The sequence below is a fragment of the Paenibacillus montaniterrae genome, assembly GCF_018403185.1.
GTDB lineage: Bacteria > Bacillota > Bacilli > Paenibacillales > Paenibacillaceae > Pristimantibacillus > Pristimantibacillus montaniterrae.
In genome coordinates this window covers 157,986-178,674 of sequence record NZ_BOSE01000001.1, presented here as the reverse complement: position 1 = coordinate 178,674, position 20,689 = coordinate 157,986, and the positions used below count along the sequence as shown (strand labels likewise).

The following is a 20,689-nucleotide window of genomic DNA, read 5'->3' as shown; positions in this document are numbered from 1 at the left end:
CCTCATCCGAGTTCTATGCAGGCACCAGAGCAACTTAAACTTGGATTCTCATTATTTCTTGATACGCTGCAACTACTTTATTGCGAATCTCTGAGGTAAATTGCAAACTAATTTGAGATTGACTTGCTGCAACTAATACTTCAGTAGCATCCACTTGACCTGCTAAATATAAATCATTCATTTTATGTACGTTTGCTTCCTGGGCTGCAACATTACTTAATGCATCGTTGAGATATTCGCCGAACGACCTCGTAATTTCCGCAGTAGTTTTTTCAGAACTGCTCACATTTGCGTTTTTAATCGCACTAATCGCACTTGTAGAAATGTGCTCAATCATGAAACCTCTCAATCCTCTCTACGATTTATTTCCCTATTTCTAGTGCTTTCATAAACATCGATTTCGTAGCATTTAATGCTGTAACATTCGACTCATAAGCACGAACGGCAGCAATCATATCTACCATTTCGGTAGCAATATCAACATTGGGCATTTCTACGTACCCATCTACATTGGCATCCGGGTGGGAGGGATTATATACTAACTTTGTTGGAGAGGAGTCCTCAATGATTTTTGTCACATTGACTCCTTTAAATTTGCTGCTTGCATCATTACCATTTAAGGTATTGTTGAAGATTTGGGAAAAGGACTGCTCGTTAGATTCCATAACGACCATTTTGCGTTTATATGGAACGTATTCACCATTGACATAAGCGGCTCTTGTTGTTTCCGCATTCGCAACATTAGAAGAAATGACATCCATACGCATTCTGTTAGCGGTTAGTGCAGAAGCACTAATATCAAAGCCATTCGTAATTTTCACGCACGCTTACCTCCTGTTACTTTGCTCCTGTTATTGCGATTCTCATCATTGTAAAATCATGGTTTAGCTGCTGAACATAAAAATTATAGTTCAATTGGTTCTTGGCTAGCAATGCCATTTCAGCATCATGATCGACATTGTTGTTTGTTGTCGAATTCATGGCAGTTGAGGTGTCGGTTACCAGCTTGGCAGTCGGAAGACCTAGGTCTCCTTTTCCTATTGCAATATGCTTTTCATGGGTCCGGCTGCCTTTAAGCTTATCCTCTCCATTCCCCAGCTGCTTTGCGATAAGCTCTTCAAATACGAGCTCGGATCGCTTAAAGTTTGGTGTTTCCGCATTAGCAATATTGTTAGAGATGACTCTCTGTCTTGCTTCTGCAGCGTACAGTGCTGCTTCCATTCGCTGGAAAGATGCATTGTTGACAAGTTTCACTGATTTTCACCACTTTCATTCTTCCGATTAGGAAGTATTCTTCCTACTAGGAAAGATTATTCAACATCGATCCTACAAAATCCTTTATTTTTATACAAAAAGATTAAAAAAATATAATAATACGTCGAAACATATACTTATATCATCTTTAATTATGCAAATTTAGACAATAAGAAAAAAGCCCTAACTTCAAAATCGAGTAGGGCTTTTCAACTATGTCCTGAATTGGAACTATATGTGTTTTTACCTTCTATTTTTTTCAAGCTCTTGCAAAAGCTGGTGTTTTAGTATTCTAATATAGGTCCCTTTCATGCCAAGCGATCTAGTTTCTATGACTCCTGCGCTTTCCAGCTTTCTTAATGCGTTGACGATAACCGATCTCGTAATCCCGACACGATCCGCAATTTTCGAGGCAACCAGAAGCCCTTCCTTGCCCTCCAACTCTTCGAAAATATGCTCTACCGCTTCGAGCTCGCTGTATGACAGCGAATCAATCGCTACCGCAACAACGGCTCTGCTGCGCGCTTCCTGTTCAATTTCCTCGCTTCGTTCTCTTAAAATCTCCATGCCTACAACCGTGCTTCCATATTCAGCCAGTACTAAATCCTCATCTGTAAAGTCGCCGGATTCACGTATTAGCAGCAGTGTGCCATGTCGATCACCACCACCAATAATTGGTACAATAGTCATATATCCGCCATCGCCTAATCTGTCGAAAATTTCAGATTCCAAATAGCGGGATGCTACATTGGTGCTCGTTTCATCCACGTTCATCATCAATTGATTCGTTTCGCTGGAGAAACGAAGCTCATCTGCTTGCAGAGACCGCAAGTAATCGTGCGCATGCACGTCCAGCGCTGCGCAGCCTAATATTTTTCCGCGGCGGCTGACGACGAATACATTCGCCTGTATCGTCGTACACAGCACCTCGGCCATTTCTCTGAAGCTGACCGCTTTACCGGCGGTCCGCTGCAGCAAACGGTTTAATGTTCTTGTTTTATTCAATAGACTCATTCAAAATTTGCCCCCTAAAACTGTACCTGCTATAGGCGTTCAAAAAGTCGGGCTTCTTGAACTTCCTTTATAAAATATATTGACTTAAATCTCGGTCTTTAGCAATACCCCCGAGTTTTGCTCGTACATACTCAGGAGTAATTGTCATATGCTCTAGGTTCAGCTCAGGAGCTTCAAAGGACAGATCCTCCAGCAGTTTTTCAAGAATCGTGTGCAAGCGTCTGGCACCGATGTTCTCCATATTGCGATTGACGTCAGCTGCAATCGAAGCCAATTCCTTAATCGCATCCTCAGAAAAATCGATTTTAATGCCTTCCGTTTCAAGCAGCGCCGTATATTGCTTGGTAAGCGCATTTTGCGGCTCCGTTAAAATACGGATAAAATCGTCCTCAGACAAGGACGTAAGCTCTACGCGAATCGGGAAGCGCCCCTGCAGCTCCGGAATCAGATCGGAAGGCTTGGCAATATGGAACGCGCCGGCTGCAACAAACAAAATATAGTCTGTTTTTACGGGGCCATACTTCGTCATAATCGTCGATCCTTCTACAATCGGCAAAATATCGCGCTGCACGCCTTCACGCGATACATCCGGGCCTGAGCCTCTCGATGGCGCAGCAATTTTATCAATTTCGTCGATAAAGATGATGCCGCTTTGTTCTGCCCGTACGACGGACTCGGCAATGACCTCATCCATGTCAATCAGCTTGTTGGCCTCCTGCTGCGTCAGCACTTTTCTTGCTTCCTTTACAGGAAGGTTGCGTTTCTTCGGCTTTTTCGGCATTAACGAGCCAAGCAGATCCTGCATATTCATCCCCATGCCGTCCATGCCCTGTCCGCCAGCCAGCATATCCATCATCGATGGCGAATTGTCCTCTACCTCGATTTGCACCTTTTCATTTTCCAGCTTGCCCGCTGCCAAATCCTCACGAACCTTGGCGCGGCGCTCAGCCAGCCCATGATCCACTTCTGTTTCCTTTTCATTGTTTTGTTCGGACTGCATATTGCCAAACAGCATTTCAAACGGATTTTTATTGGACTTTTGCTTCGTTTGCGCAGGTGCCAGCAAATCTACGATCCGTTCGTTGGCAAGCTTTTCCGCTTCGTCCTGTACAAATACAACCTTTTCCGATTTCACCATGCGAATCGCGGTTTCAACAAGATCGCGCACCATCGATTCGACATCTCGCCCAACATAGCCGACCTCAGTAAATTTGGTCGCTTCCACCTTAACAAAAGGAGCCTTCACAAGCTTGGCCAGACGACGGGCAATTTCGGTTTTACCTACACCAGTCGGTCCAATCATCAGAATGTTTTTTGGAACGATTTCATCGCGCAAGCTTTCATCCAATATGCTTCTGCGATAACGATTGCGAAGTGCTACCGCTACAGAACGCTTAGCGTCTTTTTGTCCTACGATATATTTATCAAGCTCCGCGACAATTTCGCGCGGTGTTAGAGCTTTATTACTCATCTTCCTCGCCTCCTGTATCTTTTCAAATCGCTTGTAAACTTGATTATATAATCTCTTCCACAATAATATTGTGGTTGGTATAGACGCATATTTCCGCTGCAATGTTCAATGCACCTTTGGCCATGTCCTTGGCATCCATGTCCTGAGCATGACGCTTCAGAGCCCGTGCCGCCGCAAGCGCAAAGCTGCCGCCAGAGCCTATCGCGATTATGTCGTCATCCGGCTCAATAATTTCACCATTTCCTGAAATGAGCAGCATGCCTGTTTTGTCCATCACAATCATCATCGCTTCAAGCTTTCGCAATACGCGATCGGAACGCCATTCCTTTGCCAGCTCAACAGCGGCGCGCTGCAAATTGCCATGATGCTCCTCCAGCTTTGCCTCAAACTTCTCAAACAACGTAATCGCATCAGCAACCGAACCGGCAAAGCCAGCTACAACCTGGCCGCGATAAAGACGGCGCACTTTTTTCGCCGTTCCTTTCATTACCATTGAGTTGCCGAACGTAACCTGACCATCGCCTGCAATTGCCCCTTTGCCATTGTGCCGAACCGCACAAATCGTAGTCGCATGAAACTGCATTTCCATTCCAATCCCTCCTAATTTATCAGTTCACTGTGAAGCCAGAATTGTTATCGACATATTGTGCGAGACCGCTTGAGCATATTAAACCAAATGCTGCTCTTTAAACTGCTTGATCGCCTGCAGCGCCCGATTTGCAATTGCTTCATTTTTTTCCTTCTTATTTCGAATTTTATTCTCCAGAGGTGGAAAAAGACCGAAGTTAGCATTCATAGGCTGAAAATGTTTGAAATCAGCCGTCGTAATATAATGAGCCATGCTGCCGAGCGCTGTTTGCTCTGGAAGCTCTACAAGCGCCTCTCCTTTAGCCAGCTTGGCGGCATTGATGCCGGCAATCAAGCCTGAGGCAGCAGACTCCACATAGCCCTCTACGCCCGTCATTTGACCAGCAAAAAACAACGTTTCGCGCTTCTTCGTTTGATACGTCGCTTTAAGCAGGCTCGGCGAGTTGATGAACGTATTGCGATGCATCACGCCATAACGGACAAACTCGGCGTTTTCAAGGCCTGGAATCATTTGAAACACTCGTTTTTGCTCTCCCCATTTTAAATGCGTCTGGAAGCCTACCATATTGTAGAGTGTGCCCGCCGCATTATCCTGTCTTAGCTGAATGACAGCATACGGCAGCTTGCCTGTATGAGGGTTGACGAGACCAACCGGCTTCATCGGCCCAAAAAGCACCGTTTGCTTGCCGCGTGCAGCCATGACCTCGATCGGCATACAGCCCTCAAAATAAATTTCCTTCTCAAACTCCTTAAGCTGTGCTACCTCTGCAGTAATGAGCGCCTCGTAGAAGGCGTTAAACTCTTCCTCTGTCATCGGGCAGTTCAAATACGCCGCTTCTCCCTTGTCGTAACGAGAAGCGAGATACACCTTGCTCATATCGATAGAGTCTTTCTCTATAATCGGTGCTGCCGCATCGTAAAAATAGAAATATTCCTCGCCCAGCAATTGCTTGATTTCGTTTGACAATGATTCTGCAGTAAGCGGTCCTGTCGCAATGACGACGATGCCGTCCTTGGGAATTTCCGTTACCTCTTCATTTTTCACTTCTATTAAAGGATGGCTGCGCAAACGATTGGTCACTTCGCCAGAAAATCCGTCGCGATCCACCGCAAGCGCTCCGCCAGCGGGCACGGCATGCTGATCGGCACTGCCTATAATAATGGAATCAAGCAAGCGCATTTCTTCCTTTAATACGCCGACAGCATTGGTCAGCCCATTGGCACGCAAGCTGTTGCTGCATACCAGCTCTGCAAACTGGTTCGTATGATGCGCTGGCGTCTGTCTGACAGGCCGCATCTCATACAGCACGACCTCAACGCCTTGCTTGGCGATTTGCCAGGCTGCTTCACTGCCCGCCAGCCCAGCACCGATGACTGTTACTTTTTGTGTACTCAATACATTCCATCCTCTCATTGCAGCTATTGTATATAAAGACAATATCCTCCCAGCAATTTGGGAGGATCACTTGTCAAATCAGGCATTATATTTCCTCGTGCTCGTCTTCGATAACCTCTTCACTATAGTCGCAGGCTACACATTGAAGACGCGCCCCGCTGCGGTTACGCTTCTCAACCAACACTTGCTGACAGTTGGGACAGCGCTTGTTAGTCGGCTTATCCCACGATACGTAATCGCATTCCGGGTACGTATCACAGCCAAAGAAAATTCTACCCTTTTTACTGCGACGCTCCACAATATGCCCTTTGTTGCATTTCGGGCAAACCACGCCTATTTCCTTAACGATCGGCTTCGTGTTGCGGCAATCCGGGAAGCCCGAGCAAGCGAGAAACCTGCCGAACCGCCCCATCTTATATACCATTGGCTTGCCGCACTTGTCGCACAGCTCGTCAGATACTTCGTCTTGAATTTCTACTTCCTTCATTTCTTCTTCGGCTACTTCCAGCCGTTTTTCAAAGGTTTCGTAAAAATCCTCTAAAATTTTTACCCAATCCTCGGTTCCTTCTTCAATATGATCGAGATTGCCTTCCATATCTGCTGTAAATTCTACATTCAGTATTTCCGGGAAAAATTCCTCCATCAGTTGAATAACGAGTTCACCAAGCTCTGTCGGGAAAAACTTTTTCTCTTCCAGCGCGACGTATCCGCGTTTTTGTACCGTCTCCAGCGTTGGCGCATAGGTACTTGGACGACCGATGCCAAGCTCCTCCAGCGCTCGCACAAGTCTTGCCTCGGTGTAGCGTGGCGGCGGCTGCGTAAAATGCTGCTTCGGATCGATCTCAAGCGGCTTAAGCTGCTCCTTGACCTGCAGAGGCGGAAGCAACGTATACTCTTCTACCGTGCCGTCATCATTGCCTTCGACATAAACCTTCATGAAGCCGGCAAATTTGATTTTCGAGCCGGATGCGCGGAACGTAGCAGGTCCGCATGTAAAGTCTACCGTCATCGTATCCAGGATAGCAGACGCCATCTGGCTCGCGGCAAAGCGATCCCAGATCAATTTGTAAAGTCTGAACTGATCCCGCGACAAATACGGCTTCATCGTTTCAGGATCTCGCAAAATCGAGGTTGGACGAATCGCTTCATGGGCGTCCTGCGAATTGCTGTTCTTCTTCGTATACTGCCTCGGCTCTGCAGGGATGTAGTCCGCTCCATACTTTTCCGTTACATAGCTGCGAGCTTCCTCTTGCGCAACAGGAGAGATGCGCGTCGAATCCGTTCTCATATATGTAATCAAACCGACTGTGCCTTCCTTGCCAAGCTCTACCCCTTCGTACAGCTGCTGGGCGACAGACATCGTTTTCGATGCCCGAAAGCCAAGCTTGCGTGCTGCTTCCTGCTGCAAGGAGCTCGTAATAAATGGTGGCGAAGGATGACGCAGACGCTCTTTCTCCTTTACCTCGGCAACTGTAAAGCTTTGCTCGGCAATCGCTGTAAGAACAGCGTCTACTTCCTCCTTATTGCCCAGCTCCTTTTTCGTGCCGTTCAGTCCGTAAAACTTAGCCTCAAAGCTTTGCTTTTCATGCATCAGCTTGGCAGTGATGGACCAATACTCCTCAGGCACAAAGGCGTCGATTTCATTTTCCCGATCAATGATCAGCTTTACCGTAACCGACTGAACGCGACCTGCTGAAAGCCCCTTCTTCACTTTCTTCCATAATAATGGGCTTATTTTGTAGCCGACCAGACGATCCAGAATGCGTCTCGCCTGCTGTGCGTTGACCAAATCCATATTGATTTGGCGCGGAGTCTTGAAAGCTTCCTTTACCGCTTGCTTCGTTATTTCGTTAAACACAACGCGGCATGGCTCTTGTTCATCAATTTCCAGGTAGTGCGCAAGATGCCAGGCAATCGCCTCTCCCTCACGATCGGGGTCGGCCGCCAGATAGACGCGCTTCACTTTTTTTCGGGCATCTTTCAATTCTTTCAGTACTGAGCCTTTGCCGCGTATAGTAATATATTTTGGATTAAATCCATCTTCAATTTCTACACCAAATTGACTTTTAGGCAAATCACGAATATGTCCCATGGACGCCTTCACAATATATTTACTACCTAAATATTTACCAATCGTTTTGGCTTTGGCGGGTGATTCTACAATGACTAACGAATCTGCCATACGAGGTGCCTCCTCTTTAGAAACAAGTTACAGTGCAATATATATAGATCCAGGTTGTAGCTCTATGAATTGTTTTATACATAAATTTAGCAGAAGTACGTTCAAATGTCCAAACGGGATTGACGTATGCTCATGAATCTCGTTAATGGAGCGGGGCTGCTCCTTAATATAGGCATAGATGAGACGCTCTTCCTCCGACAGCCGATTATGCTCTGTTGATTCGGCATTTTCAGCCTGCGGTGCAAACGGTTCGCCGGCATTTACAGTATGCTGCAACCATGAGAGTTCCTCAAACAACTGTTGTGAGGTCAATAGCATTCTAGCATATCCTTTCTCAATAAGAAAGTTCGGCCCTTCACTTTTCTTCGAAAAGATCGAGCCTGGCACCGCAAACAGCTCACGATCCATGTCCAGCGTATGCCTTGCCGTAATCATTGATCCGCTTTTCCGCTCCCCTTCTATAATAACAGTGGCACGGCTTAAGCCTGCGATTATGCGATTGCGGGCATGAAACTGGCCTGGATGAACCGGCATCCACTGCGCGCTCTCAGACAGCAGCAGACCGTCGCTGGCAAGCCGCTCATACAGCGCGTAATTATTGGCGGGATAACAATGCGTAATCGCGCTCGGCAATACTGCAATCGTACTGGCCGGAAGCGCGACAGCCTCCTGATGGGCAATCGTGTCTACGCCATTGGCAAAGCCGCTCACGATCGTCAAGCCTTCGCCTGCAAAATGCTTGGCAAATTGCTTTGTGCATTGCTTGCCATAGCTCGTTGGATATCTTGTGCCAACAATCGCAACCGCATCTCGCTTCAGCAGCTCAAGCCTGCCGATCGCGAATAGTAACCACGGAGGCTGGGCAATTTGCTTCAACGGCTCCGGATACAGCTCATCCCAACAGGATATCGCTGTATAGCGGCTGCGATGTTCTCGCTCATATAACTCATCTAGCGTTGGATATGAATATTGATTATGAAACTGGCAAAGCTGCTGAGCTGTTTTCTTGGGAAAGCCCAGCTCCTGCAGCTGCTCCAGTGTCCACAGCCTTTGGCTGTACAGCTCATTGCTAATGATTCGATCAATACTATGCCAGCCAACGCCTAGGATGCTGGATGCTTCTATAATATAATGCTTTAATTGTAGCTTTTCCATTGATTCACCCCTAAAAAGAGCAAATCTTGCAAGCATACTCTTTCATTTTGCCTTATTTCTGCTGTTGTTTGCAAGTATTGCTCTTAAATTAGAAAATATTTAATGAGAAATTGATCGTTTATAATAAAAAAGAAGCCTTACCCTCCACATGGAAGATAAGGCTTCTTGCCCAACCATTACTTAATTGTTTTTACTTTTTCAAGCAATCCTTTTTCTTCAAGCAAGCTTACCAAGGTAGATCCCATTTCCGCAGGAGTAGGAGCTACGCGAATGCCGCATTTTTCCATTGTCGCGATTTTTTCTGCTGCAGTTCCTTTGCCGCCTGAAATGATCGCGCCCGCATGACCCATCCGTTTTCCTGGAGGCGCGGTAGCACCGCCAATGAAGCCTACGACAGGTTTTGTCATGTTCGCTTTAATCCATTCTGCTGCTTCTTCCTCCGCTGTACCGCCAATTTCACCGATCATAATGACAGCATACGTGTCCGGATCATCGTTAAAGCGACGCAAAATGTCAATGAATTCGGAGCCTTTTACAGGGTCTCCGCCAATTCCTACTGCAGTCGATTGACCGATGCCGCGAGTCGTCAATTGATGAACCGCTTCATAGGTCAATGTACCAGAGCGGGAAACAACGCCTACATGGCCTGGAGCATGGATATAGCCAGGCATAATGCCGATTTTGCACTCTCCTGGTGTAATAACGCCCGGACAGTTCGGACCGATCAATACAGAGTCCTTACCTTCCATATAGCGTTTTACTTTTACCATATCCAGTACTGGAATACCTTCTGTAATACAAATAACAAGCTCTATGCCTGCATCAACCGCTTCAATAATCGCTTCCGCAGCAAATGCTGGCGGTACGTAAATAACAGAAGCTGTTGCACCTGTTGCATCTACCGCCTGCTGAACGGTATTGAAAACTGGCAATGAAACGACTGAACCGTTTTCAAGTGTAATGTCGACATTAGTGCCGCCTTTGCCTGGTGTCACGCCACCAACCATTTGTGTGCCGTAGTCTAGTGCGCCTTTCGCGTGGAATAAGCCAGTAGCACCTGTAATTCCTTGCGTAATTACCTTTGTATCTTTATTAACCAAAATTGCCACTTATCTCACATCCTCTGAATGTTTTCGTGTATGAGCCATGTCTTTAGCAACTACTTCACTAATTGGACAATTTTCTGAGCACCGTCAGCCATTGAATCAGCCGCAACAATGTTAAGTCCAGATTCATTCAAAATTTGCTTTCCTAGCTCAACATTTGTTCCTTCCAAGCGAACTACAAGCGGACGATCCAGGCCAACCTGCTTAGCAGCCTCAACAACACCATTAGCGATTACGTCACAACGCATAATGCCGCCAAAGATGTTCACGAAAATCCCTTTAACTTTTTCATCAGATAGAATAATTTTGAACGCTTCAGTTACTTTCTCAGTTGTAGCGCCGCCCCCTACATCAAGGAAGTTAGCGGGCTCTCCACCGTAGTATTTAATAATATCCATCGTTGCCATTGCCAATCCGGCGCCATTAACCATACAGCCGATGTTGCCGTCAAGCGCAATATAGCTCAAATCGAATTTGGATGCTTCGATTTCTTTTGGATCCTCTTCGTCCAGGTCGCGCAGCTCCTGAATGTCTTTATGGCGATACAATGCATTTGAATCGAAATTCAATTTGGCATCAAGCGCCATAACTTGTCCATCGCCAGTTACTACAAGCGGGTTGATTTCTGCTACAGAGCAGTCCTTCTCGACAAATGCAGCATACAGGCTAAGGATGAATTTGGCAGCCTTATTAATCAATTCATTCGGAATGTTGATCGCATAGGCAAGCTTGCGCGCTTGATAAGCCTGCAAGCCGATTGCAGGATCAACCACTTCCTTGAAGATTTTTTCAGGTGTTGCTTCAGCAACCTCTTCAATTTCTGTGCCGCCTTCTTCAGACGCCATAATCGTTACACGACCAGTTGCACGGTCAAGCACGACCCCAATGTAGTATTCCTTCTTAATGTCGCAGCCTTGCTCGATAAGAAGGCGCTTTACTTCCTTGCCTTCTGGACCTGTTTGATGAGTAACTAGCGTTTTGCCCAAAATTTCAGAGGCATATGCGCGAACCTCATCAAGATTTTTTGCTACTTTAACTCCTCCGGCTTTACCTCGACCACCAGCATGAATTTGGGCTTTAACAACGACAACGCCTGAACCAAGCTCCTCTGCGGCCTTTACTGCTTCATCAACTGTAAATGCCACTTTGCCCTCCGGCACAACGACGCCGTATTGTTTTAGTACAGCCTTACCTTGATACTCATGGATGTTCATGTTGAAATCCTCCATTTCGCTGACTTATTGCAGTCATATGTACAAAGAAACTGCTTACATTGTATCATTTTTTGCTCACTTTATCTCCTCTTTTATCGAAAAATAGTGAGCTAACTTTGCTATCATACTAATCTCAAAATGAGATTGTATGCGCAATCCATTTCTTAGTATGACATATTTCACAGCCAATAACCAGATGTTAATTGAAGATCATGGCTGACGCAGCTTCCTGCTTCCTGCTCGCGACAGCCAGACGTTATTGCATTCATATTTAATGATGCCATGATATTCGCTTTATGGTAATATAATGGATATCAATATCTTTCATAATATTGAATCATGTGAGGAAGCACCTCCTGCAAAATGGAGGTGCTTTTTTGTGTTTGCTACAGTTCATAGTGCGATTGTCGTCGGAGTTGAAGGCACTGGCATAACGGTTGAGGTCGATATTACAAGCGGCATTCCGCAAATTTCAGTTGTCGGCCTACCCGATTCAGCCGTGCGCGAATCGGTGGAGCGAGTACGCTCCGCGATCCGCAACAGCGGCTTTCGCTTTCCGCTTGAACGGATTACGATCAATCTCGCGCCTGCTGCTCTGCGCAAGCAAGGCAGCGGTCTCGACCTGGCCATTGCAACTGGCTTGCTGCAGGCATCAGCTCAGCTCCAGCACGATTTCGAGCATACGCTGCTGGTGGGCGAACTGGCACTGGACGGTCATGTGCGGCCGATTAATGGCATGCTGGCACTGCTGCAATATGCCAAGCAGGCGGGCTGCAGCAAAGTAATTATCCCCCAGGACAACGCCGCTGAGGCCGGATTAATATCCGATCTGCACATTTATCCGATTGCTCATTTGAATCAGCTGCAGCAATTAAACTTTCAAGCGTCCGCACAATTCAGAAGTCTGTCTGCTCCTGCGCCTGCCGACAAGGAAGAGCTTGATCTTGCCGATATCGTCGGTCAGCAAGAGGCGAAGCGGGCGCTGCTCATTGCCGCCGCAGGCAGGCATAACATCATTGTGTGCGGACCGCCGGGCGTAGGCAAAACGATGCTGATGCGCCGCCTGCCCACACTGCTACCGCAATTGGCGGAAGCCGAGGCGCTAGAGGTAATGAAAATTTACAGCGTAGCGGGCAAGCTGCAGGCTGCTTCGTCTCAGCTGCAAAAAAATCCGCCGTTTCGCGCGCCGCATCATTCCATCTCTTATGCAGGGCTGATTGGCGGCGGTGGCATTCCGCAGCCCGGCGAAATTACACTCGCCCATCATGGCGTGCTGTTTCTGGATGAGCTGCCGGAGTTTTCCCGCCAAGTGCTTGAGCTGCTGCGCCAGCCGCTTGAGGAGCGCACCGTCACAATCTCTCGGGCGCGCAATCATATTACGTTCCCTGCTTCATTTATGCTTGCCGCTTCCTATAACCCTTGTCCGTGCGGCTATTACGGCTTTGAAACGGAGCATAACAGCTGCGGCTGCAGCCAGCTCATGATCCAGCGCTATCGCTCCAAGCTTTCGGGCCCGCTGCTTGACCGCATTGATATTCAGCTCGATATGGCTCGTCCGCTCACCCTTGCTGGCGAACCGAACGATATGCAATACGGCACAGAAAAGCTTAAAGCAAAGGTGCTGCAGGCTATTTCAGTCCAGCAGGAACGGTATCGCGAGCAGCGCTATCGCTATAATAGCGAGCTGCCCGCTTCAGCATTAAGCCGCTATGCAGCCATTCCGAAGGAGGCTGCCCAGCTGCTGGAGCATGCCTTTACGAAGCTTGGATTAAGCATGCGCGGCTATGAGCGGATTATTAAAATTGCCAGAACGATAGCGGATTTGGAGCTGTCCGAGCATATTCAGCTGGAGCATGTAGCCGAAGCGGTGCAATATCGCAAGCTTGATATGGCCTTCGCTCCGTAACGAGCCGCTCGTATTATCCATAAGTCGCTCATTCTCCATTAAGTCGCTCAGATATGCAAATAAGGCGGAGCCGCTGCTCCGCCTAAAACGCGTGGGGAATATGGGTGGCTTTCATTAAATCGTCTTCGCGTTCGATTAAAACAACATCAAAGCGAACAGCCTGATCAGCCAGCTTTTTTTGATATAAATAGATTTCCGCCAATTTTCTAATTTGCTGCTGCTTGTAAGGAGTAACCGCCTCCAGCACCGAGCCGTAACGTGCTTTATTATTCATATAAACCGTTCTTGTCCGCACCTCGACAAAAACAAGCACCTTTCGATCATACGCAATTAAATCCAGCTCACCCGAGGCACAGCGCCAATTGCGCGCGACGATGCGCATGCCCTGCTTCTGCAAGTAATCAGCAGCGAACTGTTCGCCCAGCTGTCCCAATTGCTTGCGGTTCATGGCAGCTCCAGCTTCTGAGCTCTGCTGTCCGCTCGATAGACTAAGCTCAATATTTCAGCAACAACTGCAAAAAGCTCTGGCGGAATTTCTTGATCAACATCAAGCTTTGACAGCACCTCTACCAATGATTGATCCTCTTGAATCGGTACGCCGCTTTCCTTGGCCTTCTCTAATATTTTTTCGGCAAGGTCTCCTTGTCCTTTCGCCACTACTACAGGAGCGGTATTGGTGAGCGGATCATATTTCATTGCAACTGCTTTTTTAAGCCTGGACATTTTCTCGCTCATATTTTGAAGTCAACTCCTTTGTAGCGGGTGGAGTTCAATTGTTCAATATCTGGCGGGATGATGACCGCCTTGCCTTCCTCCAGCTTGGCGGACTCTTCTTCCTTAAGCGGAATCGCGCTGGCACGCACTGAGGACAGCATATAACCATGACTATTCAGCGCCTCCTGCACCTCCGGCTTTAAAGTGTCAAGGATCGGTGCAATCGCGGGATGATCATTCCAAAGATTCAAGCTTACAATCTTATTGACAATATTCATATCAACCAAGGTTGGGCCAAGCGTCTTCATCTGCAGATCAAACACGATGCGGCAGTTGTCGGAATCCAGCTCACCCTTGCGGTTTCGTCTCGTTTGTACATGAACAGACGCAGTCTGGCCCTTTTCTCCGTCATGTATCGGGATAAATAGAGTGACATGCGAAAAAACGGAATGATTGCGCTCTGGCGACAGCATAAGCTGCTGGCCTGTAATCGCATGCAGCAGCTGCTGCGCCGTTTCTTTAACCTGACCAGTAACGTCAGCAGCTTGCAACAGCTGAATGATGCTCGCTTTCAAGCTTTCCTGAACGCTATGCTGCTGGCTTGCAGCATGGGATTGCAGCTGAGTATGCGACCCATCTGCCGCCGCTGACAACGCAGACTGTGACGTCGCCGTCGCAACAGCTGCTGGCAGACTCGGCGCTGCTTGGCCTTGCGCTGGCTGAGCTTGCCCATGTGTCTGGCCCTGTGCAGGCTGAGCCTGACCTTGTGCTGGCGCAGCAGCAGTTGTTGGCGAGCTGTTCGTCGTTGCCCCCATCTGAGCAGCACCATCCGCTAATTGCTGTGCAAAAGCAGTCTGCTGTGGCGTCGCTTGAATGTTGCTCGCTATAGATTGCGTTGACGCTCCACCACCAATATTGACCGCAGTTGCCTGCGATTGAGGCAGTACGCTCTGCTGAGCAGCTTGACTGGCGGCAGGCATTGCCGGCTGCGGCTGTCCGCCTTGAGCAGCTGACCTTGCTGCGGCTGCTGAATTGGCTTGCGCTTGCGCCGCAGCGTCGCTAGGTAGCGGCTGTGCAGACTGCTGCAGGGCAGTTGAGCCGTTGCTCTGCATTGCTGACGTGCCTGCTGCAGGCGCCCCGCTTAGCATATGCTTGGCGAACAACGCTTCATGACTAACGCCCAGCCACTTCATAAGCTGCGGCAGTAGACTGCTCGATGCCGCTCCTTGGCTGCCTTGGGCTGTTGCGGCCTGACTGGCAGCTGCAGAACTGGCTGCACCTGCTGCCGGCTGATGAGCTCCCCCTTGCTGCAAAGGGGCAGGGACAGTCGCCTGTACTGTCTGATTTGGCTGGCTCGAGCCTGCATTGGCAGCTTGTGAGGCCAGTGTCGCGGCAGCTTGAGCTAACGGATTAGCAATTGCTGCACCGGGTGCCGCCTGCGGCAAGCTGTTCGCTTGAGCCTGCTGCTGCATAGAACTGTTGCTGCCAGTCGTAGTTCCAGAAAGCAAGCGCAGCAACTCCGCCCCCTGCTCTAATTGCGCCATTAGCTGTGTAAGCAACTGCTTACTCTGCCCATTTCCCCCTTGCTGCAGCATTTGAGCAAGCTGACTATGGAGCTGGGAAATCAGGCTGTGAATCGGCGTGCCGCTTTGCAGCTGATGCATCGCTGAAATCGTCGCTTCCGTCATCGGCAAGCCTCTTTTAAAAGCAGCGGCAGCGGCATTCATCCACTGCTCCTGGCTAACTCCTGGAGGCTGCAGCTGCGCGGCGCGCTGAAACGCTGCCGCAGTCTCCTTATTAAGCGCAAACCCTTCACGTCTCAAATCTTTAATGATATCTTGCGCCCAGCTTTTATCCGGCAAATTGAGTGCCTTCAATATATCCTTCATCGGGTCCTGCATTCCAAGAGCTGCAGGATCGACCTGCTTTAAATGAATTTGTCCGTTTTTAGAATCTGGCTGCACCTGCAGCAGCGACGCTTGCCCTTCCATTAGCGGGATTTCAAGCTTCGCCCGTACCTGCACGCCATTGATCGAAACCGTAGCTTCATTGTTTGGGAATTGCTGCAGAACAACGCCACGGACAACTTGACCGACTCGCAGCTCTAACGTTCTTACTTCATTGCTGACCGCATCGCCAAACATACCTTTAATATTATTTATGTTCATGAACGTTGCTCCTCTCTTTCATTACTACTATTTTAATATCGGCTGAGCCAGCACCATAAATGAAGAGCGAATTTATATTTTTGAAGCGGAGCGGGCAAAGTTGAGCGCATAAAAAATAGCGATAAATAGGCTAATGCCTACTAATCGCTATACTTTAACGACATATTTTCCCATGCGGAGTCAAGCTGGTCTCCCAGCAGCTTGCGTAAAAATGTTTTTCGATGCATCGGCGACGGCCCATGCTGTAAAATCATTTCATTATGTAGCTTTGTAGCATAGCCTTTATGCTTCGCCAGCTCATATTGCGGGAAGCGCTCATGCCAATCGGTTTGACATAGGCGATCTCGCGTTACCTTGGCTAATATCGAGGCAGCACCAATTGACTGGCTTCTTGCATCGCCTTTAATAATCGCCTGCTGCGGCTGAGGCAGCTCCAATGTTTCTGCATCAACCAGAATATGTTTAGGCTGCTCGCTCAAGCCTTCGACAGCAAGCTTCATTGCCAGCCTCGCCGCCTGCTTAATATTGATCTGATCTATTACTTTAGCGGGGATCGCCGTAATATGGTAAGCCACCGCAGTTTCTGTTATATATTGAAACAGCTGCTCGCGTTTTTTCTCTGTCAGCTTTTTCGAATCATCAATTCCTTCAATCACACAGCCCCGCGGCAAAATTACAGCGGCGGCAACAACGTCGCCGAACAAGCAGCCGCGACCTACTTCATCCACACCTGCAACCAGCTCGACGCCTTGCTGCCACTGCTCTTTCTCAAAAGCAAGCTGATCGGTTACTTCATTCATCTATTCTACCTCTCTTACAGGCATATCATCGTACGGAGCCTCAAGCGTAATTCGCCCAAGCTTGCCGGCACGAAGATCACGCAAAATAATACTGGACGCTTTTTCAAGATCCACTCTGCCGCCGCTCATCAAGCAGCCGCGCTTGCGTCCAACTTCCTCCATAATGCGTACAATTTCCATATTGTCCTCGCAGTCAGCAGGCGGCTCGCTAAGCTCATAGCGTTCAGCAAGCGTCGTCCAATAGCGCTGGCAAAGCATTTTCATTGCATAATAACCGATATCATCCAAATTCAAAATTTGCTCGCGGATAGCGCCTGTTATCGCCAGTCGGTAACCAACCATCTGATCCTCGAATTTGGGCCATAATATGCCTGGCGTATCGAGCAGTTCGAAATCAGCTCCAGCTTTAATCCATTGCTGGCCTTTCGTGACTCCCGGCTTATCGCCCGTAATCGCTACACTTCTGCCAGCCAAACGATTGATCAGCGTCGATTTGCCTACATTGGGAATGCCGACAATTAAGCTTCGGATCGCTCTCGGGCGCATTCCTTTGGCAATTTGCTTATCTATTTTTTCCTTCAAAATCTCTTTGGCAAGCGTGGAGATGCTTTGCACACCTGTTCCTGTATTGGAATCGACAATTGCGCAGGTATGCCCTTCATGCTCAAAATATTGCTTCCACTGCTCGTTCATTCTTGGATCGGCAAGATCGGATTTATTTAGAATAATCAATCTCGGCTTGCCAAGCAAAATTTCATCAACCATTGGGTTGCGGCTGGAAATCGGCACTCGAGCATCCAGCAATTCGATAGCGATGTCGATTAATTTCAGCTTTTCTTGAATTTGGCGTTTCGCACGGGTCATATGCCCTGGAAACCATTGAATAGCCATTTGTTCACCTCATCTAGTTGTAATGCTTGATTAATTTCAACTCAGCTAATGGCCACATGACGATATCTGCGCGGCCAATAATCTCATCCTCTGATACATAGCCAATTGCGCGACTATCCTTACTGTCGCTTCGATTATCGCCCATTACAAAGTAATGTCCCTCAGGCACAACATTATCCTGGTAGTAGTCATTGGGAAAGCTGAAATAATCGCTTTGGCCATTATAGGTTTCGCCTCTTTCATGGCTTTCTGCAATAGCTTCCTCCAAATAAGGCTCTTCAATTCGCTCGCCATTTACATAAACATCATCGCCATGCACTTCGATCGTATCGCCCGGAACACCAATCACTCGCTTAATAAAGCGGCGGCCTTCCTCTGGAACATCAAATACGACGACATCCCCATAGCTTGGCTTGCTTATTTTATAAATGAGCAGATTGACAATAACGCGTTCTTTCGTATGAAAGTTCGGTTCCATTGACGCTCCATCTACAATAAAAGGCGAGAAAAGAAAGGTTCTTACAATAAAAACGAGCACCACGGCAATGGCAATCGCTTTAATCCACTCAACAGTTTCACGGTAGGCTTTTTTTTGTCGAGCGTCCTTACGGCTCGGAATAGGAGTAGAGTCAGCTAGTTCATTGGATTGAGCTTGATCTGCTTCTGATACATCATTGACCTCTGGATTAATCGTACTATTAGTCATTTTATCGTTAGGCTCCATTCCTATACCTCCTACAACTTTTCATATTACTTCCTGTTCTACTTCTCTGCATATGAAAAGTACCTCGGAAGCACGATCTTACTTTTCATATTACTCCCTATTCTACTTCTCTGCATATGAAAAGTAATTCGGAAGCATTGTGTATTGCTACATATCGTTAGACTTGCTTTCACTGCGAAAAGTTGCTTTGAAAGCATGCTCTATTACCTTTCATCTTACATCCTGTCTCGCCTCTCTGCATAGCAAAAATTTTGTGAGGCAAGCTTGTCCTAAAACACGAAAAGGAGCTTGATAAAACAAGCTCCTCCTGATAGTTCATTTTAGCGAATTTCCTTGATTCTTGCTGCTTTACCACGCAAGTTGCGAAGGTAGTACAATTTCGCGCGACGAACTTTACCGCGACGTGCTACTTCGATTCTATCAACCTTTGGCGAATGAAGCGGGAATGTTCTTTCCACGCCAACACCGTAAGAGATTTTACGAACTGTAAAAGTCTCACTAATTCCGCCACCGCGACGTTTAATTACAACGCCTTCGAATAGCTGAATACGTTCACGAGAACCCTCGATAACTTTTACATACACTTTCAATGTATCACCAGGACGGAAATTCGGTACGTCTTGACGAAGTTGCTCTTGAGTAATTGCTTGTACGATATTCATTACACTCAACTCCTTTCACCATAGATGTTCTTATAAGCTCCTTAATCCTCCAGATTAGCTCATCACTTATAGCGGACCATCCGTTATACGAAAAACAACATTATCAAATATATCATAAAACAAAAGATAATACAATGAGTCGTGAAGCAAATTTTACTCAATATTGTTCATTTTTTTGTAGTCGGCAAGCCATTTTCGTTCTGCTTCCGTCAACTCGGCCGTTTCCAGCAGATCAGGGCGGCGCTCCAGCGTACGAACAAGCGACTGCTGACGTCTCCATTTTTCAATATTGCCGTGATGTCCGGACAACAGCTCATCGGGCACCTTCATATCGCGAAATACGGCTGGACGGGTATAGTGCGGGTATTCAAGCAAGCCAGTGCTGTACGAATCCGTCACAGCGCTCGTCTCATTACCGAGCACGCCTGGCAGCAGGCGCACAACGCTGTCAATTACGGTCATTGCCGGCAGCTCTCCGCCCGTCAGCACATAATCGCCCACCGATATTTCATCTGTCACCAAATGCTTGCGAATCCGCTCATCATAGCCTTCATAATGCCCGCAAATGAAAACGAGATGCTTTGCAGCGCTCAGCTCCTCAGCTTTGCGCTGCGTATAGCGCTCGCCCTGGGGACACATTAAAATAACGCGCGGCGCCTCCTCAGCCTGCTCACAGAGCGCCTCAACAGCTGCAAACACTGGCTCCGGCTTAAGCACCATGCCTCCGCCGCCGCCATACGGGTAATCATCCACTGTATGATGCTTATTGTTGGCATAGCTGCGAAAGTTAATCGCTTGCAGCTTGACGATTCCTTTTTCCTGGGCTTTGCCCAAAATACTGCTATTAAACACGCCAGTAAACATTTCCGGAAACAACGTCAGTACATCAATTTTCATTTTAGATCAGCCCTTCAAGCAAATGAACGGTAATTCGGCGCTCAGCAATATCAACGTTAAGTATGACGGGATCGATCACCGGCAGCAAAATCGGCTTTGCTTTGCTGTTGGACGGTGCAACAACCCACACATCATTTGCCCCGGGCGATAATATTTCAGTTATCGATCCCAGCAGCTCGCCATCTTCCGTATAGACGCTGCAGCCAATAATTTGATGGTAAAAATATTCGCCTTCATCCAGCGTTCCCTGCTCCTCGCCAGCAACACGAATAACCCAGCCCTTATACTTTTCCACTTCATTAATATTGCTAAAGCCTTTCAGCTTAACAATGTACATCCCTTTATGTTCACGAGCCTGTTCGATTTCAATAGGCTGTGATTGTCCGGTAGCATCATCAAACATGGTCAGCTTGCTGCCTTTTGCAAAACGTTCTTCAGGGAAATCTGTTTTGGACAGCACCTTAATATCGCCACGAATGCCATGCGTATTGACAATAACACCTACATTAAACCAGTTTCCACTCATTGTATCATCCTTTGCTTGCAT

General features: G+C 47.6%; 21 protein-coding genes. 1 reads left to right on the top strand and 20 read right to left on the bottom strand.

Going from position 1 to position 20,689, the window contains the following annotated elements; genetic code table 11:
- Positions 1–34: 34 nt before the first annotated feature.
- From fliE to sucC, 11 genes are all read right to left on the bottom strand, one after another.
- A complete protein-coding gene (gene fliE, locus KJS52_RS00915; RefSeq protein WP_213512761.1) occupies positions 35–337 on the bottom strand; it encodes a flagellar hook-basal body complex protein FliE in 303 nt (100 codons plus the stop codon).
- A 25-nt stretch (positions 338–362) separates the two neighbouring features.
- Positions 363–821, bottom strand: a complete 459-nt coding sequence (gene flgC / locus KJS52_RS00910) for a flagellar basal body rod protein FlgC (RefSeq protein ID WP_213512760.1) — start codon at positions 819–821, stop codon at positions 363–365.
- A 16-nt stretch (positions 822–837) separates the two neighbouring features.
- Positions 838–1,254, bottom strand: a complete 417-nt coding sequence (flgB, locus tag KJS52_RS00905) for a flagellar basal body rod protein FlgB (protein WP_213512759.1) — start codon at positions 1,252–1,254, stop codon at positions 838–840.
- A 243-nt stretch (positions 1,255–1,497) separates the two neighbouring features.
- Positions 1,498–2,268: a GTP-sensing pleiotropic transcriptional regulator CodY gene (gene codY / locus KJS52_RS00900; RefSeq protein WP_213512758.1), complete on the bottom strand. Its 771-nt coding sequence runs from the start codon at positions 2,266–2,268 to the stop codon at positions 1,498–1,500.
- Positions 2,269–2,335: 67 nt separating this feature from the next.
- The gene (hslU, locus tag KJS52_RS00895; protein WP_213512757.1) at positions 2,336–3,739 is read right to left on the bottom strand and encodes an ATP-dependent protease ATPase subunit HslU; all 1,404 of its coding nucleotides are present in this window, start codon (positions 3,737–3,739) and stop codon (positions 2,336–2,338) included.
- 43 nt (positions 3,740–3,782) lie between these two features.
- Positions 3,783–4,328 (bottom strand): ATP-dependent protease subunit HslV, encoded by a 546-nt coding sequence (gene hslV, locus KJS52_RS00890; protein WP_213512756.1) that lies wholly within the window; start codon positions 4,326–4,328, stop codon positions 3,783–3,785.
- A gap of 78 nt (positions 4,329–4,406) precedes the next feature.
- Positions 4,407–5,723 (bottom strand): FADH(2)-oxidizing methylenetetrahydrofolate--tRNA-(uracil(54)-C(5))-methyltransferase TrmFO, encoded by a 1,317-nt coding sequence (gene trmFO / locus KJS52_RS00885; protein WP_246563019.1) that lies wholly within the window; start codon positions 5,721–5,723, stop codon positions 4,407–4,409.
- Positions 5,724–5,808: 85 nt separating this feature from the next.
- Entirely contained in the window at positions 5,809–7,905 is a 2,097-nt protein-coding gene (topA, locus tag KJS52_RS00880) for a type I DNA topoisomerase (protein WP_213512754.1), read from the bottom strand.
- A 27-nt stretch (positions 7,906–7,932) separates the two neighbouring features.
- Complete coding sequence (gene dprA, locus KJS52_RS00875) at positions 7,933–9,060, bottom strand: DNA-processing protein DprA (RefSeq protein ID WP_213512753.1); 1,128 nt, start codon at positions 9,058–9,060, stop codon at positions 7,933–7,935.
- A gap of 176 nt (positions 9,061–9,236) precedes the next feature.
- Positions 9,237–10,169 carry a succinate--CoA ligase subunit alpha gene (gene sucD, locus KJS52_RS00870; RefSeq protein ID WP_213512752.1) on the bottom strand — a complete coding sequence of 311 codons (933 nt, stop codon included), beginning with the start codon at positions 10,167–10,169 and terminating at the stop codon, positions 9,237–9,239.
- A 50-nt stretch (positions 10,170–10,219) separates the two neighbouring features.
- Positions 10,220–11,380, bottom strand: a complete 1,161-nt coding sequence (gene sucC, locus KJS52_RS00865) for an ADP-forming succinate--CoA ligase subunit beta (RefSeq protein ID WP_213512751.1) — start codon at positions 11,378–11,380, stop codon at positions 10,220–10,222.
- 379 nt (positions 11,381–11,759) lie between these two features.
- On the opposite strand from sucC, the gene KJS52_RS00860 reads away from it, so the two are divergent.
- Positions 11,760–13,286 carry a YifB family Mg chelatase-like AAA ATPase gene (locus tag KJS52_RS00860; RefSeq protein WP_213512750.1) on the top strand — a complete coding sequence of 509 codons (1,527 nt, stop codon included), beginning with the start codon at positions 11,760–11,762 and terminating at the stop codon, positions 13,284–13,286.
- An 82-nt stretch (positions 13,287–13,368) separates the two neighbouring features.
- Here KJS52_RS00860 and KJS52_RS00855 read toward each other — a convergent pair whose 3' ends face one another.
- The 9 genes from KJS52_RS00855 to rimM form a co-directional block, all read right to left on the bottom strand.
- The gene (locus KJS52_RS00855; RefSeq protein WP_213512749.1) at positions 13,369–13,734 is read right to left on the bottom strand and encodes a YraN family protein; all 366 of its coding nucleotides are present in this window, start codon (positions 13,732–13,734) and stop codon (positions 13,369–13,371) included.
- Positions 13,731–14,021 (bottom strand): EscU/YscU/HrcU family type III secretion system export apparatus switch protein, encoded by a 291-nt coding sequence (locus KJS52_RS00850; protein WP_213512748.1) that lies wholly within the window; start codon positions 14,019–14,021, stop codon positions 13,731–13,733. The genes KJS52_RS00855 and KJS52_RS00850 overlap by 4 nt, the downstream gene beginning before the upstream one ends.
- Entirely contained in the window at positions 14,018–16,168 is a 2,151-nt protein-coding gene (locus KJS52_RS00845; RefSeq protein WP_213512747.1) for a TP0910 N-terminal domain-containing protein, read from the bottom strand. The genes KJS52_RS00850 and KJS52_RS00845 overlap by 4 nt, the downstream gene beginning before the upstream one ends.
- Positions 16,169–16,308: 140 nt before the next feature.
- Entirely contained in the window at positions 16,309–16,968 is a 660-nt protein-coding gene (rnhB, locus tag KJS52_RS00840; protein ID WP_213512746.1) for a ribonuclease HII, read from the bottom strand.
- The gene (gene ylqF, locus KJS52_RS00835; RefSeq protein ID WP_213512745.1) at positions 16,969–17,859 is read right to left on the bottom strand and encodes a ribosome biogenesis GTPase YlqF; all 891 of its coding nucleotides are present in this window, start codon (positions 17,857–17,859) and stop codon (positions 16,969–16,971) included.
- A 13-nt stretch (positions 17,860–17,872) separates the two neighbouring features.
- Entirely contained in the window at positions 17,873–18,583 is a 711-nt protein-coding gene (lepB, locus tag KJS52_RS00830) for a signal peptidase I (protein ID WP_246563017.1), read from the bottom strand.
- A 320-nt stretch (positions 18,584–18,903) separates the two neighbouring features.
- The gene (rplS, locus tag KJS52_RS00825; RefSeq protein ID WP_213512744.1) at positions 18,904–19,245 is read right to left on the bottom strand and encodes a 50S ribosomal protein L19; all 342 of its coding nucleotides are present in this window, start codon (positions 19,243–19,245) and stop codon (positions 18,904–18,906) included.
- Between the two features lie 153 nt (positions 19,246–19,398).
- A complete protein-coding gene (gene trmD / locus KJS52_RS00820; RefSeq protein ID WP_213512743.1) occupies positions 19,399–20,142 on the bottom strand; it encodes a tRNA (guanosine(37)-N1)-methyltransferase TrmD in 744 nt (247 codons plus the stop codon).
- Position 20,143: 1 nt separating this feature from the next.
- Positions 20,144–20,668 carry a ribosome maturation factor RimM gene (gene rimM, locus KJS52_RS00815; RefSeq protein ID WP_213512742.1) on the bottom strand — a complete coding sequence of 175 codons (525 nt, stop codon included), beginning with the start codon at positions 20,666–20,668 and terminating at the stop codon, positions 20,144–20,146.
- Positions 20,669–20,689: the final 21 nt, after the last annotated feature.